We start from the raw sequence: 22,973 nt of genomic DNA, 5'->3' as shown, positions 1-22,973 counted from the left end.
AGAATACGTTTACCCATTTGGCTCGTCCCGTAGGGACACAATAGCGTAGCGTCTGTTATTGCTGCTGTCTTCCTGCGATACTTCGTTGACGGTGAGCGTCTCATTATTTTCCTTCAGTTTAACGAGTTCATCGTGAGGCTCTGGTGAATCGTGCGTAATTCCGAAGCAGCCACTATGGGTCAATGTAGTTTTAACTCATCCGTTTTAGCCTGATAGGCAGCACCCACAATCTGTTTCATTTGTTTTTCCATGTCGGCTAATTTATCCGGGTTGGTCGTAGCCAGATTCGTACGCTGACCGGGGTCGGTCTGGAGATTGTAGAGTTGGGGAGTCTGACTCAGGCCAGTTTCTATGTTGACCTCCTTATTGAGCGGTCTGCCCGGATAGGCCGGGATAAACGCCCACTCCCCCGCCCGGAAGGCCAGTCGCCCGGAGGCTTCCAGCACCAGATTCGGCCGGCCGGTTTTAGCTTTTCCCAGTAACGCATCGAGTACGTTCTCACTGTCTGTCGTTTTGTCGGTACTACCCACTAATGCGGCCAGTGATGCCAGTAGATCCACCTGACAGACTACCGCATCCGATACCCCTTTTTTGATGCGGCTCGGCCACGAAACAATAAACGGTACGTGGGTTCCGGCATCGAACAAGCTGTACTTACCACCCCGAAACTTTCCCCAGGGTGTGTGTTTGCCGTTTTTCTCCACCGCTTCGTCGTAATAACCATCGTTCAGCACGGGGCCGTTATCACTCGAAAGAATAACCAGTGTATTATCGAGCAACCCATCAGTTTTGAGTTTTTTCATGATTTCTCCCACGCACCAGTCGGCTTCCAGAATGGCATCACCGCGTGGCCCCAGTCCCGATTTTCCGGCAAACTTTTCGCCCGGTACGCGGGGTACGTGCGGCTCATGCAGGGCGTAGTAAAGGAAAAAAGGGTTTTTCTTATGCCGGTCAATAAACGCTTCCGCTTTACTCAGGAACACGTCGGCCATGGTTTCATCGGTCCAAACAGCGGTTTTACCCCCTTTCATGAAGCCAATACGTGGGATGCCGTTCACAACGCTCTGATTATGGCCATGATGCCACTTCATTTTGGTCATCAGCTCGGGATTGGTCAGGGCGGTGGGCTGGCCGGGGAAGTTCTTTTCGTAGCTGACGTACAGGGGGTCACTGGCCTGTAAGCCCGCCACCTTCCGATTCTCAACGTACACCGTCGGTACCCGGTCGCCGGTGGCAGCCATGATGTAGGATTCGTCGAAACCCAGGTCGTTGGGTGTTTTGGCAATCGCTTTGTTCCAGTCCACATTACCATTGCCCAGGCCGAGGTGCCATTTGCCCACTACGCCGGTAGCGTATCCCTGCTTTTTCAGCATACTGGCCACGGTGACAGCGGCTGTATCGATGAGCAGGGGAGCGTCACCCGGGAGGATTTTGGCGTTTTCGTTGCGCCAGGGGTACGTACCCGTCAGCAGGGCAAATCGGCTGGGAGTGCAGGTTGCCGACGTGGCATACCCGTTGGTAAACCGAATGCCTGATGTGGCAAGCTGGTCGATGTTAGGCGTTTTTAGGGTGCCCTGATCATACGCGCTTACGTCGCCGTAGCCCAGGTCATCGGCGTAGATAATCAGGATGTTGGGGGTTGTAGCAGGTATTTTCTTTGACTGCGCAGTGGCTTTATTATGGTCCGTCTGGCAACCCAGGAGCGCGATAACGACAAAAAAGAGTAGTTGTTTCATGGGGGAAATGGGCCGTATGCTATACGACTTCAGTAGCACTGGTTTAACTGGTTCATTAATCGGGTTCAGCGATTGACGTGATTGCCGGCATCCGGTTGAGTCATGCGCACACTTACCCAAAAGAGTGAATTAGCCGTCAGATTTACTGTTGATTTTCCCGGCTCACCATTCTTTAGAAACGATTTGAATCCGTTCGGTAAGGCCGTATTTCAGATAGACAGGTCACCAATCGTCTCTACACAGGCCGATTCAGGCAATCAACGTGTAGCCCGTTACGAATGCCGGATCCTATCTTATCACGCCAGAATTGGCTTCACTACTTTTCCGGCTACGTCGGTCAATCGGAACGGGCGACCCTGAAACTGGTAGGTTAACTTCTCGTGGTCAAAGCCCAGCAGGTGCAGGATGGTAGCCTGAAGGTCGTGCACATGGACCTGGTCTTTTACGCCGTAGTAGCCAATATCATCGGTTTCGCCGAAAGAGAAGCCCTTTTTAACGCCCCCGCCGGCCATCCAGACCGTGAACGCATCCAGGTGATGGTCACGACCCATGAACGGCAGCGTCTGCCCATCGCGGTTTTCCTGCATAGGGGTCCGGCCAAACTCTCCCCCCCATACCACCAGCGTATCGTCCAGCAACCCGCGCTGTTTCAGATCTCTGAGCAGAGCCGCTACGGCCTGGTCCGACTGGCGGCACTTATCGTGCAGCCCCACGTCGATAGACCCATCGGCACTGGTGCCGTGCGTATCCCAACCCCAGTCGAAGAGTTGCACGAAGCGAACACCGCGCTCTACCAGCCGCCGGGCCAGCAGGCAATTCCGGGCGAACGACCCCTGGTTCGGGTCAACGCCGTACATGTCGAGGATGTACTGGGGTTCGCTCTTGATGTCCATCGAATCCGGCACCGACATCTGCATGCGGTAAGCCAGTTCGTACTGGGCAATCCGGGTCAGGATTTCCGGGTCTTTCACGTCGTTGTACTGCTGCTGATTGATGGCGGATATGGCCTCAATCGTCTTGCCGCGCAAACTGCGGGGCATGCCCGCCGGGTCGGACGCGTACAGCACTGGGTCGCCATCGGTACGGCATTGCACGCCTTGGTACACAGACGGCAGGAAGCCGCTACCCCAAACGGATTTACCGGCATCCGGCTGCTTACCACCCGATGCCAGCACAATGTAGCCCGGCAGGTTATCATTCTCGGAACCAAGTCCATACGTCACCCACGAGCCAATACTGGGCCTGCCCAGCCGGGCCGAACCCGTGTGCATCAGCAACTGCGCCGGGGCGTGGTTGAACTGATCGGTGTGCATGGCTTTCAGGAACGTGATATCATCGACTACCCCCTGCAAATGGGGTAAATAATCGGACACCCACGCCCCCGACTGGCCGTGTTGGGCAAACTTGCCCTGCGGTCCCAGCATTTTGGGAACGCCCCGGATAAACGCGAATTTCTTGCCCGTCAGCAGTTCCTGCGGACAGTCTTTGCCGTTGTACTTGACCAGTTCGGGCTTGTAGTCGAACAGTTCGAGCTGGGAGGGCGAACCCGCCATGTGAATATAAATCACCCGCTTGGCTTTACCCGAAAATTGCGCCGGTTGCACAGCCATCGGCGATTCGTCAGAACTGCCCGTTACAGGTGCCTGAACGGCTTTTTTGTCCGAGGCACCACCGGCAAAGCCGCAACTCTCCAGAAAAGACCCCAGTGCCATAGCACCGAGTCCGGTGGAGCAGGTATGCAGGAAATGCCGACGCGTTTCGCGCTGGAGGGCTGCCTGCTGAAGTTCGTCAAGGAGTTTTTTCATCTTATTCTTTCGTAATAGTCTCGTCCAGGTTGAGCAGTGTATTGGCCGTAACGGTCAGCGCGGCTACCTGTGGCGTGGCATTGGCACCACCCAGAAACGTTTGGGTATCGGCCGGATGCTGTTCATAATACGTTGCCGACTGCTGGTATAATTTTAGCAGCACCGCCATTTTCTGCGGAGACGCATCCCGCTGGGTAACCTGACGAAAGCCAGCTTTTATTTGCTGTTCCGGGGTTTTGCCGCGCTGCTGCATCAGTGTTGCCAGTGATTGAGCCGATTCGATAAATACCGGGTCGTTCAGCGTAACCAGCGCCTGCAACGGCGTGTTGGTCCGGATGCGCCGGACCTGACAGAACTCCCGGCTGGGGCTGTCGAAGGTGGTCATGGACGGGTAGGGGGCCGTGCGCTTCCAGTAGGTGTAAATGGCCCGGCGATACTGGTCTTCTCCCTCGCTCAGTTGCCAGCTTTCGCCGTTGTAGGGCGATTGCCAGATGCCCTCCGGCTGTATGGGCTTTACGCTGGGGCCAAGTCGTTTGTGACTCAGCAGGCCACTCACCGCGAGAGCCTGATCGCGTACCTGCTCAGCCGTTAGCCGAACGCGGGGCCCCCGCGCCAGCCAGGTGTTGAACGGGTCTTCGGCGATCAATTCGGGGGAAGCTACCGATTGCTGACGATACGTGGCAGAGGTTACGATGCGTTTCAGCAGGCGTTTCATCGACCAGTGGTCGGTGTCCATGAACTCAGCCGCCAGGTAGTCCAGCAATTCACGGTGGGTGGGTTGAATACCCTGCGTGCCCATATCTTCCACCGTTTCCACCAGCCCCGTACCGAAAAGCTGTTCCCAGAATCGGTTGACCGCCACCCGCGCCGTTAAAGGATGGTCGCGTTGCACCATCCATTTGGCAAGACCCAGGCGGTTGCGGGGTACCGGCTTTCCGGTCGAATCGGTAGGCAGGGGCGGCAATGATTTCGGTACGTCCGGCTGCACCTGCCTGCCTTTCACCAGCCAGTTACCCCGCTCGAAAATATGCGTCTTTCGGGCCATATCGCCGGTAGCTTCTACCAGTACGGGAGTCGATTCCGGTTTGGCGTTTAAAATGGCCTGGAGTTTCGCGTCCATATCGCTCAGCGTCGTAGCCGATGTGCCCGGCAGGGCGGGGCGAAACGACACCCATTTTATAACCACCCACTCTTTCAGTTGCTTCGGGCTGGCCAGCGTCAGGTAGAGAGCATGTTTGCCGGTAACCTGGGGCAGGGCATACACCATCACCGTATCTTTCCCTCCCGTATTGATTACGGGTATCGTCAGCAGGGAAGGGCCGGTCGGGCTATCCTGATGAACCGTCAGTACAGCTTTCTCCGCCTTTGTGCCAATAGCTATGACGAGCCGGTTGATGCCGGTCAGGTTAACGGTTTTTATCCGGGCCGAGCCACCGTCCTGCACCCCAAAGTTCTTGGCATCCAGTAGTGATGCATTCACGTACTGATCGAAATCGTGCGAGTTAATTTTAGGCTCGGTAAGCCGGACGAAGTTGACCCAGTCCTGTACCTGTTCCGGTTGCGTCTTTTGGGCGATAAGCCATGTTTTTAACTCCGCCACCCGAACAGAATCCTGGTCTTTAAAGAATCGGAGCGTCGGAGTGTCCGACTGCACATCTTCGTCGCGCGTGTTGTTGAAGAAAGCTAAATATTTGTAGTACTCCTCATGCGTGAACGGATCATACGGGTGGCTGTGACACTGCACACAGGCAAATGTGGTGCCCTGAAATACATCCCAGGTCGTGCTGACCCGGTCGATAACGGCTGCCGTGCGAAACTCTTCATCCTGCGTACCACCCTCATCATTAGTCATGGTATTGCGGTGAAAACCGGTAGCAATTAGCTGCGCATCCGTCCGGTTCGGGAGTAAATCACCTGCCAGTTGCTCTACCACAAACTGGTCGTACGGCTTATCCTGATTGAAGGCGTTGATGACCCAGTCGCGGTACCGCCATATTTTTCGTTCGGTATCTTTCTCGTAGCCTTTCGAGTCGGCGTACCGGGCCAGGTCGAGCCAGAGGGCGGTCCAGCGTTCCCCGTAGGCAGGTGAGGCCAGCAGGCGGTCCACTACTTTTTCGTACGCGCCGGATGATTTGTCGTTGCTGAAATCAGCTACTTCCTGCTCCGTTGGGGGTAGGCCCGTGAGGTCGAGGGAGACGCGCCGGAGCAGGGTAGCCCGGTCGGCTTGGGGGGAAGGCAGCAGAGATTGCTCCTTCATTTTCTGAAGCGTAAAATGGTCGATATCATTCTTAGCCCAGTCCAGTTCGGCGTTGTTACGTAGGCCTAACCGGCTCCAGAACGTGCCAATGGCGGGTACGTCGGGTTTCTCGATGCGCGTATAGGCCCAGTGGTCGCCCCAGTCGGCCCCCTGGTCGATCCATTTCCGAAGCAGGGCAATATCGTCCGGTTTGAGGGGGGCAGCTTCAAGCGGCATCCGTTCGGTGTGGTCCTCCAGCGTGAGCCGGCGAATCATTTCGCTGGCATCGGCATCACCGGGAATGATGGCGGGTTTGCCCGACTTGGTGGGGGCAACGGCTTCGTGCCGGAACAGCACCGAAAAGCCCCCCGCTTTCTTGACCCCGCCGTGGCAGGCAATGCAGTTTTTATTCAGGAGTGGCTTAACCTGTGTATTGAAATCGACCCGCTCCCCAAACAGGCCAAAGAAGGAGGATAGCAGTAATGCCCCCCCAATTCCTATTCCAATAAAGACGAACGATTTTAGGTACATACGCTGAGAGATATTGACTCAGCACAAATTTAAGCCATTATAGTCCTAACCGGAATGGAGCAAATTTCGCTTTTAATGGACATTATTATGGTTATGAGGGCTATAGTACCTTATTTTCTGGCCATCGGCCTGTCTATTTCATTAATTACGCCGGGTGAAAAAGGGTGACTGGTCGAGTGGTGTGGATACGCTTTGGTCAGGATGAACATAGAAAAAAAGCTGCCAGGAACCACCCGACAGCCTTTTTGTAACCAACCTACAATTAAAAACTAGGGCAATGCTGTTGATTTTTGATTTTGAGACTGGAACACCCGTAAGGGTGCTTTATTCGCTGATACCACATAGATCGGCTGGGCTTTACTGGTCAATCGGACAATACTTTTACAATCACCATCGGCCAGAAAACCACTTTTGGAGAAAAGCAATGGCTGGAATTTTCCGCGTCCGTCGCCCCGTAGCAGTAGCCCCGTCATGGCGTCGTACTGCCCGGCTATCGACTCAGTATCGTAGGCGTTGCCAACGGCCAGCACATCCAGATTACCGTCCCGGTCAATATCATCGACCAGAAAATCCTGAATGGGTGCCCACTGTGCCAGCATCGGTAAAGGCTTCAGCCGGAACGTGCCGTTTCCCGTGTTTTCGAGCAGGATACTTTGCTGCACGCAGGCCCGCAGCCTGGTACTGGCTTTTTGCTGCTCCGGCGACAGTAAGTCCGTGAGCCTGGCTTTGGCGTAGAGCGCGTAGCTCGTGAACTGCTTTTTGATGCCCGGCCACTGCCGTCCCAACTCATCGCGGGATGCGATAGGGTATTCCTGGTCCTGCAAGTAATAGGTCGAGATGGCATCCAGCCGCCCGTTACCGTCGAAATCTCCGGCGTAGACGCGCATGGGCTGTGTGGGCGAAACCCGGTAGCGACTGTTCAGGCCGAGGTTTCCCAGCACGAAATCAGGGTCGCCGTCGTTGTCGAAGTCACCCGCCCGGATGCAGTTCCAGAACCCGTCCGATCCCGCCAGCGACTGGCTTTCCAGATGCTCCAGATGTCCTTTGTTGTTCCTGAAAATGGTTATCGGCATCATCTCACCCACCACAATCAGGTCCGGCCACGAATCCCGGTCAATGTCGGCCCAGATAGCATCCGTCACCATACCGGCCGACTTCAGGCCGGGCGCCAGCGCATCGGTAGCTTCCCGAAACCGCCCGCCTTCGTTGATGAGCAAACTGCTTTCGCCGGACAGCGGGTACTGCAACGCCCGCAGCCGCCCCCCCCGGAATAAATCGAGGTCGCCATCGTGGTCAATATCAGCCGCTACGATGCATGAGCCACTGTGCCGGATGGGGGGCAGGTGGTCCGTGGCGTTGGTGAAGGTGCCGCTGCCGTTGTTGAGGTAGAGCCGGTCCTGGTAATAGACCGAGCCGTCGTAATACTCGTTGGAGCCACTCACGATGTAGAGGTCCTTATCGCCATCGCCATCTGCATCGAACAGCAACGCGCCCACGTCTTCTTCATCTTTCGGCTGCGACTCATCGGTGTAGGCTTTCTCGATAAACCGCCCCGCCGACGTCTGGAGCAGCAGTTTGCCATAATGCCGGAACGAGCCACCCACAAACAGGTCTTCGAGTCCGTCGCCATTAACATCACCGGCGGTTAGTTTCGGCCCCTGTTGGGAGAGTTTATGGGGCAGCAGGGGCTCCTGGTTATAGTCTAAATACGGCTCTTCCTGATGCGTAAAATTCAGGCCGGAAGCTTCCGTTACGTCCGTGAGCAGGGTGGATGGTGCTGGCTGGGGCCGCGCCGGTATCGTGCGGGCCTGCCCATGTTCCAGGGTAAGAAGTTGGTTGATGGGTGGGTTGGTTAGCGTCTGCGCTTTACCATCGGGCCAAACCACCCGCACCGAGTCAAGTTGACTGGCCGATCCCAGCCCGACGTGAATAATGTAATCGCCCGACGACTGGTAGCCCCGCGTAACGGCCTGATGGTACGTTTGCGTCAGCCCCCGGCTGTACACCGTTACGTCGGCTCCCAGCCCGAAGAGGTTTTGTGCCGGTCCCCGTAGTTTTAGCTGGACGTAATGCGTGTTGGCGGTGTTATTCTGGAGAATGAAGGCGGGTTGGTTGATATTGTTGACGACCAGATCAAGGTCACCATCGCGGTCGAGGTCGGCATAGGAGGCCCCGTTGGAGAGGGATGACTCCGTCCCGAACCAGCTTGCCGTAACGTCGTCGAAGGTCAAATCGTGCCGATTGCGGAAGAAGCGGTTTGGCTTGTTGATACTGGGCATTTTAGTGGCTCCCTGCCTTAGATACCGGTTAACCTCGTCCGGGGTGCGACTTCCTTCCTGCGCCACGTTGTTGTTGAACGATACAAAGTCCAGGTCGGTAATGTCGCGGAGGTAGCCGTTGGTGATGAACAAATCGCGCCACCCGTCATTGTCCAGGTCGGCGAGCAACGGCGACCAGCTCCAGTCGGTAGCCGACACACCCGCCAACTGCCCGATTTCGGAAAAGACCATGCGCCCGTCGGGTGCTTTGCCCCCGTTTACCTGGAGCATATTCCGCATAAACTGCGGGTGATACCCTTGCCTGGTAATGGATTCAAACTGCTGATAGTTAGCCGGTCCCGCCATTTTCTTGCGTTGCTCGTTATCGGCCGGGAGCATATCGGCCACCACGAGGTCCGTCAGTCCGTCGTTGTTGATGTCGGCGGCATCGCAGCCCATGGAAAACTGACTGTGGTGCTTGAAATAGGTCTTGCCGACTTCGCTGAACGCCGATTCGCCAGGGCGGGTACTGCGGTTGTTGAGGTACAGGAAATCATTCGCCAGAAAATCATTCGCCACGTAAATATCGTCCCAGCCATCCTGATTGAAATCGGCTACCGTCAGGCCCAACCCCATGCCATCGTGTAGAATCCCGGCGGCTTTCGTTACGTCGGTGAAGTGCGGGCCGCTGGCATCGGAGTCGTTGCGAAATAGCTTGTCGCTAGCTAGTCCGGAGCCGTCGGCAATGACGGGCGTTACCTGATTGGGGTTACGAATCAGGTTGGTACTCGTGAGTAGATAAACGTCGAGGTCGCCATCGTGGTCATAGTCCAGAAAAGCCGCCTGATTGGTGTAGGTCGTATCGGCAAGGCCGTACTGGTCGGCCTGTTCGGCAAAATGAGGTGACTCTCCTGCTGCACTGCCTTTGTTGATGTACAGTTGATTTTTTCGGCGATTTCCGGGGTAATTGCCTGATTTGCAGACGTAAATGTCCAGCAGCCCGTCGGCGTTGACATCCGCCATCGTTACCCCTGTCGACCAGCCCGCTTTGCGGATGCCCGACGTTTGGGTGATGTCTTTAAATTGGGGATGCTCCGAACCGGGCTTCGTAATGTTCAGATACAACCGGTCGCCCACCTGATTGCCGGTGAAGTACAAATCGGGCAAATCGTCATTATTAATGTCACCTACGGCCACACCCCCACCGTTGTAGACGTAGTAGTAATCGACGAGGTTGACGGTGTCGTTTTCGGCGATGGTATTCTGAAAATCAACGCCCGATTCAGCTGGGGAAAGTGTCGTAAACAGCGTGTCTGATGTGTGCGAACAGGCCATCAGACTACAAATAAACCATACCGCTGTTACGTACTTCATAGGAGGAATTGTCGTATTGCCTTTTATGCTTTCTCACCGTCGGCCAATTGATTTGACGTAAATAACCGCCGGATTGCGACCAGATCAGCAGGGGCGAAAAGGCGATTGTTGGTCGGCGGTTACTTTGTTCAACTCAATAAGCCCAACAGCAATGGACTAAAAGCCCCGGTGGAGCTCAATTTATCCAGTCCTTGGGGGCTTTTTATTGGTTGCCGTTCGGCTTTAGCCAACGGAGCCGGGTTTTGAATCAAAAAAAGGGCTTTCTCAAGCCCCTTTTTTTGATTCAATTTGCTTACTGCCACTCTTTGTTCTGGGTAACATTAGTATTCCCCTGCATTTCCTTTAGTGGCAGCGGCAGTACATAGTCCCGCGCCTTTAGCGTCCGGCCCGCGTTATATTTAGTGATGTAATGGTTGATGTGGTTGCCCAGATAATCCGGCGTTGCCCCGAATTTACTCTTCCGGCGCAACTCCGGGTACATTACCTGCTCAAATACGAACTCCTGTTCGCGCTCCTGAATAATGGCATCGCGCAGGGCCGATTGACTCAAACCGCTCAGGGCTGTCAGGCCAGCGCGGGCACGTACTTTGTTGATACCCATAAACTTGTCACCCTGGCCGCTTTCATTGCACGCTTCGGAATGGCCCAGCAGCACATCAGCCAAACGCAGGTAGATGGTATTCTTCTCGGTGTTGGTCCAGTTAGTGCCCAGTTCCACCAATTTATTTGACCAGGCTTTACCGAAAATCATTTGCGCCGGGTCGCGGGGGTTGGCATCCGACTTGACGATACCGCCGAAACGCGACAGGTTAAAATCCGCTTTTGGACTCCATTTCACCATTGGGTAGGCACCATCCACTTTGCCGAACCGGCCCGTAGGGTAGGTCTCGATAAAGGTACCGTCAATCCGTTTGTCCTTCGCATCGTATGACGCCCGGAACTCCTGCGTAGCACTCAGCCAGCTCCAGCCCGCTCCGCCCAAATCGCTGGGGTAGTCTTCGGGGTTAAAGTGGGCCGAATGAACATTGTATTCGTTAGCGTTGGCGGATGCTGATATTTGCGCTTCAAACAACCGCTCGCCCTGGTTTTCGTGCGCCAGGTCGAAGTTATAAGCAAAGTTATCGAACAACTGAACGCCACTGTTGGTGATGATGTCATCGGCCGTTGTTTTGGCATCGGCCCATTTCTCGTCCCATAACTGGGCCTTCATCAGAATCGTTTTGGCGGCCCATTTTGTGGCCCGGCCCACATCGGCACCGGTATAAGATGCAGGAAGTACATCGGCAGCGGCTTTGGCATCGGCATAAATCTGGTCGATTACCGCCCGTTTACCGCCCGTGTTGGATGGCAGTTCGCTGATGCCTTTGGTCGATTTGGTGGTGAGGGGCGGGCTATCGAAATAACTCAGCAGGCCGTAGTAGTAGAACGCCCGCAGAAATTGCGCTTCCCCTTTCAGTCGCTTCACCAGCGCATCGTTCGTGGCGTCTTTCATGGCGTCGGCGGTTTCGATTACGGCGTTGGCCCGGTTGATGGACCGGTAGCTGATAGACCAGTATGCTTCAATGTACTCATCTGCCGAACTGACGTTGCCGAGGTTGTACTGCAACGGCCCTTTTTCCCAGCCAATCTGATCGCCCGTGAGGCACTCGAACACGTAGCGGTCGTAGAAGTAGCCGGAGAAGCCGGAGTTTAGGTCGTCGTATACGCCGTTGACCCCCAACTGGAGTTCCGTCGCCGATTTGTAGAACGTGTCAGGGTTGATGAAATCCGGATTTTCTTTGAGGTCCGAACAACCGGCACCGGCGGCCATCAGGGCCACCAGCAGCGGGTACGTGATTCGGGGAGATAGGTTGATTTTCATGCTATATGTTGTCTTAGGAAGTTCTGAGGATTATAAGCCAAGATTTACACCGAATGTCAGCATCCGGGCGCGGGGGTACGCATCGTAGTCGTCGCCCCGGTTCAGGTTGTTCTGTCCCTGGTTATTTACCTCCGGGTCGAAGCCTTTGTACTTCGTGATCAGGAACAGGTTCTGACCACTGGCGTAGACGCGGGCGTTACGAATGAACTTCGTCTTGAGGGGTATGGTATAGCCCAGCACTACGTTTTGCAGCCGGACAAACGAACCATCCTGAATGAAGAATGACGACCGGCGAAAGGAGATAAAGTCCCGGCGACCATCAATAACGGGGCGGCTGGCGCCCGTGTTGGTGGGCGTCCATGAATCGGTCAGGATGTTGGCAATCTGGTTGATTTTCTGAACACCATCGCCCATTTCGGACTGCTGCAGGTTACGCACCTGATTGCCCTGAACGCCCCGGAAGAAAATCGTGAAATCGAAGTTACTGAACTTCACGCTGGAATTCAGGCCCCACGTAAATTTCGGGTTCGGGTTGCCAATAATCTGGTAATCGTCGGAGGTGTACTTACCATCACCGTTCACATCTTCATACTTCGGGTAGCCTGCACGGGCCGCGAAGGTTTTCGCTTCTTCGTCGGTCTGGAACAGGCCCGTGTACTTGTAGCCTTTCCAGACGCCGATGGGGTTGCCCGCTTCTACCCAGCTACCGAAAACGCCGAGGTGACCGCTCGTGCTGTTGGCGAAGAAGGGCGTGCTCTGTCCCAGGCTGGTGATTTCATTCCGCAGTACCGAAATGTTACCGCTCACATCCCAGGTCAGTGCCTTGTTGCTGATTACTTTGTAATTGGTCGAAAACTCAACGCCTTTATTGGTCAGTGAACCGGAATTGAGCAGGATGGTGCTGAAGCCGGTACTCTGCGGAATTGACACGTCGAGCAGCAAATCGCTGGTCTTGTTGCTGAATACATCGAAGGTCATCGAGAGCCGGTTGTTCAGCAGGGCCAGGTCAAGGCCTAGGTCCAGCATGGCGGTGCTTTCCCATTTAAGGTCGGGATTCGCAATCCGGTCGGGGCCGTAGCCCGCTACCAGGTTGCCGCCAAGCACGTAGTTGTACGGTACCAGACCACCCACCGACCGGTACACCGGAATCTGCGAGTTACCCGTCAGGCCGTAGCTGGCCCGGAACTTGAAATCGTTGAACACCTTGCCCAGTCCTGAACTCTGAAAGAAGTTCTCGTTGACCACGCGCCAGCCAATAGCCCCGGATGGGAAGGTAGCCCACTTATTGTTTGGCCCGAATTTGGACGACCCATCGCGCCGGAAGGTGAACGTGAGCAAATACCGGTCATTGAGGTTGTAGTTTACCCGGCCCAGCATGGATTGTAGCGTCCAGTCCTGCCGACCCGAAAATGGAATCTGCGGCTTGCTGCCGTTTTGCAGGTTCACCGACAGGGCATCGTCGGAGGGTAACCCCCGCGTAGCCACCGAATTGTACAGGTTGCTTTCTTTCTGGTAGGTGTAGCCCAGCGTTGCGTCGATGGTATGGCCTGGCGCGAGCTGTTTGTTGTAGCTCAGAATGTTCTCGTTCAGCAGGCTGGTTACGTTCCGGTCTGCTTTCTCCAGTTGCCGGTCGTACTGCCGGCCGAGGTAAGTATAGCTGTTGTAGAACGTAGTCCGTTCGGCACTCAGCACATCGGCCCCGATGCTGGTCCGGAATTTAAGCCCGTCAATAATATTAAACGTGACGGCGGTGGTACCGAACAGACGGTTGAGGTTATCGCGGTCGTAGCCCTGCTGCGCTTCGGCTAAGGGGTTGATCGTGAATCGCTGGTCGTAGCTGGGGTAATTGTAATTTCCGTTCGAGTTGTAGACCGGCACGGTTGGGTCGAGGCCGAGGGCTGTGATGATGATACCCCCCGGACCGCCCCGGTCGGTGGGTACATTGCTGTTGCCCGTCCGGTTATACGACCAGCTATTGCTCAGCGTAGCCCGGCCATTCAGGAAATCATTATCGAGGTTGAGCCGGAAGCCGTACCGTTTAAAGAACGTATTGGTAATTACGCCCTTGTTCTCCACGTAGTTACCCACCACGGCGTAGCGCATGGACTTATTGCCACCCGTAAACGAAAGCTGGTGGTTAGACAGGCTACCCGTGCCCGAAATAACGTCCATCCAGTTGGTCCCCTGTCCAATCTGATTGATTTGGGTATCGGTAAAGCGCGGGTTGCCGCCCTGACTTTTCTCCAGAATATTCAGGTAACGGGCGTAGTCGCCACCGTTCAGCACGTCGATATTGCGGGCGATGGTTTGCGTGGAATAGGACCCTTCGTAATCGACCCGGCTCTGGCCTTCCTTACCGCGTTTGGTGGTAATGAGTACCACGCCATTCGCGCCCCGCGAGCCGTAAATAGAGGTAGCCGAGGCATCTTTTAGAATTTCGATACTTTCAATTTCATTGGGGTTGATGGTAGCCATTGCGTTCGTTGGCTGCCGGTTGCCCCCGGTGCCGATAGCGCCATTGTCGGGATAGAGCGGAAATCCGTCGATAACGTAAAGCGGCTCGCTGCCGCTGTTGATGGAGTTGGCCCCGCGCACCCGGATGGATATTCCCCCGCCCGGTGCGGCCGAACTCTGCGTTACCTGTACGCCCGCAGCCCGCGCCTGAATGGCCTGATCGACAGAAACTACCGGCATTTCTTTGATGGCTTCCGCTTTGATGGTCGATACAGACCCGGTCAAATCACTCTTCTTAACGGTACCGTACCCTACCACCACAATCTCCTCCAGGCTCCGGGTGTCGGGGGCGAGTTTGATGGAGAACTCTGTTTTATTACCCACCAGTGCTTCCTGACTGGTGTAGCCTACATAGCTGAATACCAGCGTTTCGTTACTGGATGCGTTGAGTTTAAAGGTTCCTGTGGCATCCGTCGTTGTTCCGCGGGTGGAGCCTTTTATAGACACCGTTACGCCGGGAATTCCTTCGTTCTGCTCACCGGTTACCCGTCCCGAAATAGGGGTCTGGGCGAGGGCGGTGAGGGTTGAAATGGCCAGCAAACAGAGAAGTTGCAGGCATCGTAAAGCGTTTCGCATATCGGTTGGAGAGTTAGTTAATATGATAGGATTAAGAGAAAATGAAAATAAGGAAACTTTTCAATACTGATAAAATACAAAGTTTTAAAGGGTGAAGACTATTTTTTACAAAGTTGAACGACCTGCTTCACTTATTCAATGGAGGGAATTTTGATAATAATGGATAATATTATTAAAAAATGATTAATAGGCTGGACGTACGCAGTTAAACGCCCTTGTATGGGTAGAAATCCATAATTTCCGTTTTTTTTAGACAATCGTGACAAACAGTACCAACCCGGATACATAGATAAAGCTATGGCATGCTAAGTAAGAAAGAGGGCTTTGCCGGGCAGCGCAGTTGCGTACTGCCGACGGAACTAATGCGACAGATTGCTACGCACCCCCTGTGCGATAATCTTTATATCACCGATATTGGCTATTATCCTCATGCAACCCTTCATGCCCGGGAACGGCGCAAAGGCAGCCCGCAATATATACTGATTTACTGCGTCAAGGGCGAAGGGTGGTATCATCTGAATGATCGGAAATATACGGTCAGACCCAATCAGGCATTTGTATTACCTGCCAACGTGGCGCACCGATACGGAACGGATGATATCAACCCCTGGACCATCTACTGGCTGCACTTCACGGGGGCGCAGGCCCATCATTTTCTGACGTTTCTACACCAGGATAGCGACCCATCGCCCTTAACCGTATCACCCCAGCCCGAGCGCTTTGCCCTGTTCGACGATATCCTGTCGCACGTTGAGATGTCGTACAACATGGACAGCATCGTCTATGCCAACACCAGCCTGGCCCGCTTCCTGGCTACGTTCAACAATGCCGTGTACACGCCGAATGCGATAAACCCGGTAGAGGACGACCCCATTAGTCAGACTATCACCTATATGAAACAAAACCTCAGTCAGTCGCTCAAACTGGAAGAACTGGCGGAGATAGCGGGTATGTCAGCGTCTCATTATTCGGCGGTTTTTCGGGAGAAAGTGCAGAGTGCGCCCATCAATTTTTTCACGTTCCTGAAAATTCAGGAAGCCTGTCGGCTTCTCGAAAACACCCAGATACGCATCAAAGAAGTAGCTTACCAGATTGGCTACAGCGACCCGTATCACTTCAGCCGGGTCTTCGCCAATGTCATGGGCGTTCCCCCCCGCGATTTTCGGAAGCTGCGGAAGGTCTAACCCGACACTTCCTGCGTGAGTAGAAAATCGACCAGGTTGCGGTGGATGATGGCTCCCTGATGGTTGATATTCAGCGTCAGCACGTTATCAAAATAGGTGATGGCCTGAGGGGTATGGTCGTTGCCCAAACCTAGGTTGCCGATAGCCATCAGGTAGTAACAGTGAATCCGGTTGCGCTCGTTGAGGTCTGTATCGAAGACCAGCATATCGGGCAGCGACACGGCGAAATAGTCGAGTTTGATTTCGTCGTTCAGGTGCGTTTCCCCGTATTGAATCAGCTTCGCAAATAGCCGTTCGGCCCGTTCGCCGTCGTGTAGTTTTTTCCAGGCCAAACCCTGATAAAATAGCTTGTCGGGTTGCTGGTCGTTATAGAAAATGGCCTGTACGGGCGCGTCCAGGCCCGACGTGGCCCGTTCGTACTGCGCGATTGCCGCAGCCGTATCGCCCAACGCTTCGTGGGCCAGCCCTTTCAGGTAGAAAATGTCATTCTCCTGCACGCCGTATAGTTTGCCCTCGCCCAGGTTAAAGGGATAGGTTTCGGCAGCGGTCAGCAGGTCGAGTGCCTCCGTCGGGTTCTCAGTTTGAAGCGCCTGTTTGGCCAGTTCGATGTGGCTGATCAGATACTGACCGACAACTTTGCCTTCGCCCCCTTCCCACGGGTGAAACTGCCGGGCGGCCAGTAATTGCCGGGCGGTCTGGTAGTGGCCCAACTGGTTGTGCAGCGTGATGCGTTCGAGGTACAGATCATCCCGCTGTTCGGTGGCAGTACCGTGTTTTTCCAGTAAAGCCAGCCGGTCAGCGGGGGCGTGGTTTCGTTTTTTGTACAGCTGGTCCAGCTCCATCAGCACCCGCGCATCGGTGGTGTCGAGCGCGAAGGCGCGTTCCAGCATCCGAAGTGCATCATCCGGCCGCTGTACCTTGTTCTGATACGCCAGTGACAGGTTACGGAACACCGTGGGGAAGGTGTCGTCCAGTTTGGCCGACTGCTCCCAGGCGTCGATGGCCTCCGGGTATTGCCGGTTGCCGTACCAGAAGTTACCGAGGTAATGGCGCGTGCGGGCGTGGTTGTATCCGGTCTGCGTAGTGGCCCATTGCAGGATAATCAGTTCGTCGAGCCGGTTGGGGAACACAAAGTCCGGGCTGGCTTCCGTCGCTTTTTTGAGGTAGGTCGCACTCCGGTCGGTTTGCCCCAGTTGGTCGTAGAAATAGGCCAGGCAATAATAGACAATCGGGTACACAGCGGGTTGGGAGTTAACCAGTTCCATGAGCAACTGAGCCGCTTCGTCGTACAGTCCGCCCCGGCCATAATCGAGGGCGTATTCCAGGTAGTTGTGGACGTACTGCCGCATGAGGCCGTTCAGTGCCGGCCGGGATTGTGGTTCAACCGATTGACCAGCAGCGCCTTCCAGCAGCACCCGCTCGAACAGGCAGCCGAAATGAAATTTGTCGATGGCCAGCGTATCATCAATGAGCCGCTGGGCCTCGGCTATCTTGCCCGTTTTGCGCAGCAGGGCCACGTTCAGGTGCCGGGCCGAATGCCCGTGTCCATTACGTACCAGTGACTTTTCGACCAGCTCCAGTGCCTGCTGATAGTTTTTCCGGCGGGTGGCGATGCGGGCCAGTTCCAGAAAGCTGGTATCCTGCCAGGCGGCATTCCAGGTGGCTTTGAAGAACGCGTCGAAGGCGTCGTCGTACCGGGTCAGTTTGGTCAGGCACAGGCCAAGATTGTAGTACGCTTCGCTGTCGTAGGGGTTCGGGTTGCGGGCTGTCAGCGTCTGAATGGCCGCCCGGAAATACGGTTCGGCTTTGGTAAATTGCCCGCGTTTGTAGTACCACAGCCCCAGTGCGTTGTTGCAGCGGCTGTCTTTCGGGTCCCGGCGCAGGGCTTCTTCGTAGTAATCCGTTGCCGAATACGTGGCGTGGCGGTACTGCTCGATGTGGTGCCCGGTCAGGAATAGTTGCTCATTGTTCTCGACCTCGGCCGGGGCTTTGGCCGCGATGGCCGGTTCCGGAATGGCCGGTTCAACCGGACTGTCGTCGGGCTGGTAGGCCACCAGTTCAAGGCCGTCGGCACTGGTCACACTGACCCGTATAGCGGTTTGTTTACTGACCGTTGCCGCTATGCTGTGCAGAAACGGTGCTGCCGGCGACAGGTCAACGCGCTGCTCAAAAACGACCTGCTCTGCATCTGTTAACCGAACCATAGCTTCCGGATAAGCGGCTGTTGTATAGATGCTTATCTGAATTTCTTTTTCTGCAAACTCCAGATTGACAGCCGCTTCTTTCGTAGCGTTTTTGACGATGCCAATCTCGCTGTAGGGCATGAAGTACTGTACGAATGTGCGTTCTTCATTGGGCATAATCCACGAAAAATCGGGCTGATTGTCGGTAAACACCCCCGTCATCAACTCCACGTATGGTCCGTCTTCATCGGTCAGGTTACGGTCCCAGGCGAAGCCGAATTCGCCGTTGCCCCAGGTCCACTGTTTTTTGCCCGGCGATACGTGATGACTTGCCACGTGCAGCAATCCCCCGCGCGTGTCGTGCTCGTACCCACCCACGAAATCGTATTTCGACTCGACCGCCATGTATGACGTGGGTACGGGGATATTTTTGTAGCGCGAAATATCGGTCCCCGGCGAATAATCCACTTTGTAGTACGTGCCTTTGGCAATGGGAAACGACGAAACATCCCGGCGACCGTGGTCGAAAACGGCGTGAACGTCGGGCGGAAATACCGACTGGTAGTGGTCGTTCACCTTCAGGGCCGGGTTGCTCCACCACAGAAACGTCTGCGGCACGTCGGTCCGGTTGTAGAGGACCCCCTGAATTTCGAGGTACGCTTTGCCGGGGTGAAGCCGGAAGCCGGCCATGCCTTTTGTTCCAAACATCCGCTCCACTTCGCTTACCCACACCGTTTTGGACCCATCGGCGTGTGCTTCCGTCGTAAAATCGACGGCCTCAAAGGTGCTGGGACGGTGGTGCTGCGGCCAGTTGAACTCGATACCACCCGAAATCCAGGGGCCGGTCAGTCCCACGAGGGCGGGTTTGATGACCTGATTATAATAGACGAAATGACGATTTTTAACCTTGTCGAACGCCATCTGAACCCGCCCGCCCAACTGGGGCAGAATCATGATTTTGAGGTACTCGTTTTCCAGATAAACCGCCTGGTAGGTCTTATCTTCCTTATGGTCGTTTATTTTCTCAATAACTGCGTTGGGATACACCACGCCACTGCTCCCCTGATACACCCGTTTTTCGAGAAACATCGGGTTCTTTTCGGGCTTTCCTACGCCGTAGGTGGGGATAATTACGGGTTCTTCCCAGACACGAACTTCTTGTAACATAGCGTACTGATAAAAAAAGGTGATGGTATGTATCAGATAAAATGATTCCCTAAAACCACTTGATCAATTCGTCCACAATCAGCGAATGCCCGGCCTCGTTGGGGTGGTTGCCCTGCGCCATGTACCGGCTTAGGGTATCGCCCTGTTGCCGTTTGGCATCGAAGACCTGATAGCTGTCAGCCAGGCCCGTCTGGTAGATAGACGCTAGTTGCCGAATCTGGTTGGCGTGCTGATTTAGTTTATTGTCTAGATTGTTCATGTCTACGTTCAAATCGGGCGTGGGCGTGAGCAGAATGACTTTAATACCCGCCCGCTGCGCCTGTTCAATCATCGTCTGCCACGACTTTCTGGCTTTCTCCAGGCCGATTCGCCGGTCGTTGAGGGCGTAGTCGATGAACAGTACGTCGGGTTTGTGGGGCAGTACATCGGTCTGAAAGCGGGCAGCTCCCTGTTCGGAGTTTTCGCCCCCGATGGCTGTTACCAGTATGTTAATGACCGCGTAGGGATACCGTTCTTTCAGGCGTTTCAGCAACTGATTCGGATACGCACCGAGCGTGTTGACCACCGGCGTTTTGAAATACCCCGCCGGAACGCTGTGCCCGTGAAACAGCAGCGTAATCGACCGGTTTTTTGGCCATTCTTTTGTCAGTTCCGTCTTGATGTCCGTCAAAAAAGTGGCCGGGTCAGCCACATCGAATGGAGCCGGGCGGGAAGCCGTCAGCAAAGTAAAAAGGGCGAATACGGCCGCGAACTGGGTGGGTCGTTTCATGAGTAATCTACTTTTTAAGGGCCTGTTCGGACTTTTTCGCCGTGAGTGCTTTGACCTCGTCAACAGACAGCGCGACCGTTGGGTTAAATGCCTTCGTATTCATGTAGTTCAGTAAACTATACTTCAACTGGCGGGACACCGGACGGTTACTTAAGTCGCTGCTGATGTCGAAACTACAAAGCATCAGCCGCCCGTCGCCCACTTTTGCTTCCACAATGCTTGCCAGATAGCGGTTGTTGGCGAAGTTGTCAATCTGCCGCACAATGGGGGTTAGTTTGTTGTCAGGCAAAATCATCGTGGTCGATTTGGTACACAAGTCCCACCATTGCCAGTCGGTGTGAAAATCGGTGGGAAACCCGCGCAGGGCCGGGTGCTTCGGGTCGCAGAGCAGGCCCATCGTAATGGCCTGTGCCGGGAAATGTACCGGACTCCAGAACACAGGAACGAACTTCCCCTCCATACCCGTCATCTGTTTATAGTCGGGATTGAGCAGTACCTTTTTTCCCTGCGCCAATGCCTGCATGGCCTCGTCGGTCGATTGCGTGAAGACTACATCCGTCGCCATATCGGGCACGGTGGCCGGATACACCCAAACGTGCCAGGTGTTGTGGTAGGGCGTACCGGGCACCGACAGGGTCAGCGTGAGTTGTCTGGCCGTTTTGATACCCGATAGTTTTGCGTCGATATTGCCGAGCGGGTTACCGTTGCCCACGGGTATCGTTGTTTTGGGCAGTTTTCCTCCGGCCAGCTTCTTGCCCGTCTCGTCCGTCAACGACCATTCGGGCGTTACATTCGTCAGCGGAATAGCTCCGAAGTTGGCGAGTTCGGCGGTGGCCGTGAAAGGCTCCGCGTTGGTATAGGTCGCTTTCGGGAAGCGTAGCAGCGGTACTACGGGCGAGCAAAACTGCCGGAACTCCCCGGCGGTCAGAATGCCTTTACTGTCCCAAAAGGCGTCGAGCAACCCAATATCCGCCGTTCCCTGACCCGGAAAATCGTGCAGGTCGAGCAACTGAATTCCGCTTGCTCCTTTGGTCCGCAGAATTCGTTCCAGTTCCTCTTTATAAAGAATAGCTGCCAGTTTGCCGCTTGCTTTCAGGTAGTCGTCGGCCAATGGGAGTAGCCCCTTCTTTTGCAGGTCATTCCGAATGGATATCAGGCTGATGGGTTCCAGTACGCCCGTGTACTTTTTTATTTCGGCCATGTTCGGAAATACCGCGTACTGCCCCACTTCATGCGTCACGAGGGGAACGGGCATTCCCACCAGCGAAGCCGAGTAATCGTCGGTAAACGCCGGGGGCTGCTGGTTGAAAACGCCCTGCCCGCGCACCCAGCCCAGTTTAGTCCGTTGGGTGATGAAATAATCGTCGGCGGGTTCGGGCCAACTCCCGTACGGGGGTTGAAACGAGTAGGAGGTCGTGGTGTACAGATGGCGTTTGTCAGTCTTCTGAAGGTGGGTCATCAGGCCGGTCAGGAAGGGGATACGCCCTTCCAGCTCATTCCCCATCGACCACAAACAGAACGACGGGTGATTGCCGTATTCCAGGCTCATGCGGGCCGCTTCGTCGCGCAGAAACTGGTCGGCTTTGGGGTCTTCGCCCACCTGCAAACTCCACAGCGGCAGTTCAATCTGCAAATAGAAACCCAGTGAATCGGCCACGGCAAAAGCAGCTTCGGGCGGACACCAGGAGTGGAACCGGATATGATTCAGGCCGTACTGCCGGGCCGTGCCAAACACTTTCTCCCAACCCGCGCGGTTGGTTGGTGGATGGCCCGTGAGCGGAAAAATGGCGCATTCGAGTGTGCCGCGCAGAAACAACCTTCGCCCGTTGATATGGAGCAAACTGTTCTGATTGGTCAGTTGCCGAACACCAAACGTGGTTTGGTACTGACTGTTGCTTTGGGCATCATCTGCCACAAATTTGGCAGTCAACTGATAGAGAGAAGGCGAAAACTCATCCCAAAGCTGTTTGTTCTGACCTAAATCATACGTCATGTTTACCTGCTGCTGACCCGTATCCACGCGTACGGTTTGCCTGGTAATGGGCAGGTCTTTTCCGTTCAGGCGGACCATCAGTTTCAACGTTCCAGACGCGGCACGGCCGGTTTTGTTTTGCATCCCGACCTGTACATTAACCGTGTTGGCGTTCGTCGTTTCGGTGCGCAGATGGGTGATATAGACTGGGTCGTTGGCAATGAGGGCAAGCTTACCGATAACGCCGTTCCAGATCGTTTGGGTACCATCGGTGTAGGCGTGGGCCAGCGTATTATGGCTGATTTCGTACTGCCGGTTGTTGTTGATGCGCAGCTGAATGGTATGCATTCCCGGTGTCAGCAGGTTTGTCAGGTCGTAGCGGTGGGGTGTGGTCAGGCTTTCCTGCTGTTGCGGATTCGATTCGTTCCCATCCACGTACACGCGGCTCTGCCAGAGCACCCGTTCCAGCATCAGTTCGATTTGTTTTCCCTTCCAGTTCGCCGGAATATTGACCGTGCGCCGGTACCAGGCCGTACCGATGTAGCGGTGCTTCCGGGCCAGCTGGTACAGTGCCTCGCGGTCGAGCGACGGTTTCAGCGTGAGGGAATCGCCCAGCCCGGCTTCATCCGTTGTGCCGGGAAGGGGCATCGTGTGGGGGTATTTATTTTTCAGCCACCGATGCGCGCCCCCATCCAGGTTCGTATCAAAAGCCACGTCCCATTCCCCTGCCAGCGACAGCTCGTCCTGGGCAGAAAGGGATAGCGGCAGCAGCGTAAGGGCGAAGAGAAAACGGATAATCAGGCGCAT

General features: G+C 55.0%; 11 protein-coding genes. 1 reads left to right on the top strand and 10 read right to left on the bottom strand.

Translation table 11 applies throughout. The features are described 5' to 3' along the window. Positions 1 to 9: 9 nt before the first annotated feature. The 7 genes from B157_RS39670 to B157_RS0108640 all read right to left on the bottom strand — a co-directional run bounded on the left by B157_RS39670 (position 10) and on the right by B157_RS0108640 (position 14,891). The gene (locus B157_RS39670; protein WP_245565045.1) at positions 10 to 183 is read right to left on the bottom strand and encodes a hypothetical protein; all 174 of its coding nucleotides are present in this window, start codon (positions 181 to 183) and stop codon (positions 10 to 12) included. Then, the gene (locus B157_RS0108675; RefSeq protein WP_041951990.1) at positions 180 to 1,736 is read right to left on the bottom strand and encodes a sulfatase family protein; all 1,557 of its coding nucleotides are present in this window, start codon (positions 1,734 to 1,736) and stop codon (positions 180 to 182) included. Before B157_RS0108675 ends, B157_RS39670 begins: the two co-directional genes overlap by 4 nt. A gap of 296 nt (positions 1,737 to 2,032) precedes the next feature. Continuing rightward, complete coding sequence (locus tag B157_RS0108670) at positions 2,033 to 3,541, bottom strand: DUF1501 domain-containing protein (RefSeq protein ID WP_020602955.1); 1,509 nt, start codon at positions 3,539 to 3,541, stop codon at positions 2,033 to 2,035. 1 nt (position 3,542) lies between these two features. Then, positions 3,543 to 6,308 (bottom strand): DUF1553 domain-containing protein, encoded by a 2,766-nt coding sequence (locus B157_RS0108665; RefSeq protein WP_020602954.1) that lies wholly within the window; start codon positions 6,306 to 6,308, stop codon positions 3,543 to 3,545. Between the two features lie 269 nt (positions 6,309 to 6,577). After that, on the bottom strand, positions 6,578 to 9,940 hold the full coding sequence (locus tag B157_RS34795) for a VCBS repeat-containing protein (RefSeq protein WP_020602952.1): 3,363 nt from the start codon (positions 9,938 to 9,940) through the stop codon (positions 6,578 to 6,580). A gap of 292 nt (positions 9,941 to 10,232) precedes the next feature. Next, positions 10,233 to 11,801 (bottom strand): RagB/SusD family nutrient uptake outer membrane protein, encoded by a 1,569-nt coding sequence (locus tag B157_RS0108645; protein WP_020602950.1) that lies wholly within the window; start codon positions 11,799 to 11,801, stop codon positions 10,233 to 10,235. Positions 11,802 to 11,831: 30 nt separating this feature from the next. Next, positions 11,832 to 14,891 (bottom strand): SusC/RagA family TonB-linked outer membrane protein, encoded by a 3,060-nt coding sequence (locus tag B157_RS0108640; RefSeq protein WP_020602949.1) that lies wholly within the window; start codon positions 14,889 to 14,891, stop codon positions 11,832 to 11,834. A 302-nt stretch (positions 14,892 to 15,193) separates the two neighbouring features. On the opposite strand from B157_RS0108640, the gene B157_RS0108635 reads away from it, so the two are divergent. After that, positions 15,194 to 16,075, top strand: a complete 882-nt coding sequence (locus B157_RS0108635; RefSeq protein ID WP_020602948.1) for a helix-turn-helix domain-containing protein — start codon at positions 15,194 to 15,196, stop codon at positions 16,073 to 16,075. Here B157_RS0108635 and B157_RS0108630 read toward each other — a convergent pair. From B157_RS0108630 to B157_RS0108620, 3 genes are read right to left on the bottom strand one after another with little or no spacing between them, the layout of a single operon-like run. After that, the gene (locus tag B157_RS0108630; protein ID WP_020602947.1) at positions 16,072 to 19,425 is read right to left on the bottom strand and encodes a DUF5107 domain-containing protein; all 3,354 of its coding nucleotides are present in this window, start codon (positions 19,423 to 19,425) and stop codon (positions 16,072 to 16,074) included. The two genes, B157_RS0108635 and B157_RS0108630, sit on opposite strands and share 4 nt — an antisense overlap. A gap of 49 nt (positions 19,426 to 19,474) precedes the next feature. Next, positions 19,475 to 20,194, bottom strand: a complete 720-nt coding sequence (locus B157_RS0108625) for an SGNH/GDSL hydrolase family protein (RefSeq protein ID WP_020602946.1) — start codon at positions 20,192 to 20,194, stop codon at positions 19,475 to 19,477. A gap of 7 nt (positions 20,195 to 20,201) precedes the next feature. Continuing rightward, positions 20,202 to 22,973, bottom strand: coding sequence for a glycoside hydrolase family 2 (locus B157_RS0108620; protein WP_020602945.1), 2,772 nt, complete (start codon positions 22,971 to 22,973; stop codon positions 20,202 to 20,204).

The sequence above is a fragment of the Spirosoma spitsbergense DSM 19989 genome (assembly GCF_000374085.1).
GTDB lineage: Bacteria > Bacteroidota > Bacteroidia > Cytophagales > Spirosomataceae > Spirosoma > Spirosoma spitsbergense.
The sequence above is the reverse complement of the archived record's forward strand: the minus strand, read 5'-3'. Positions and strand labels throughout refer to the sequence as shown.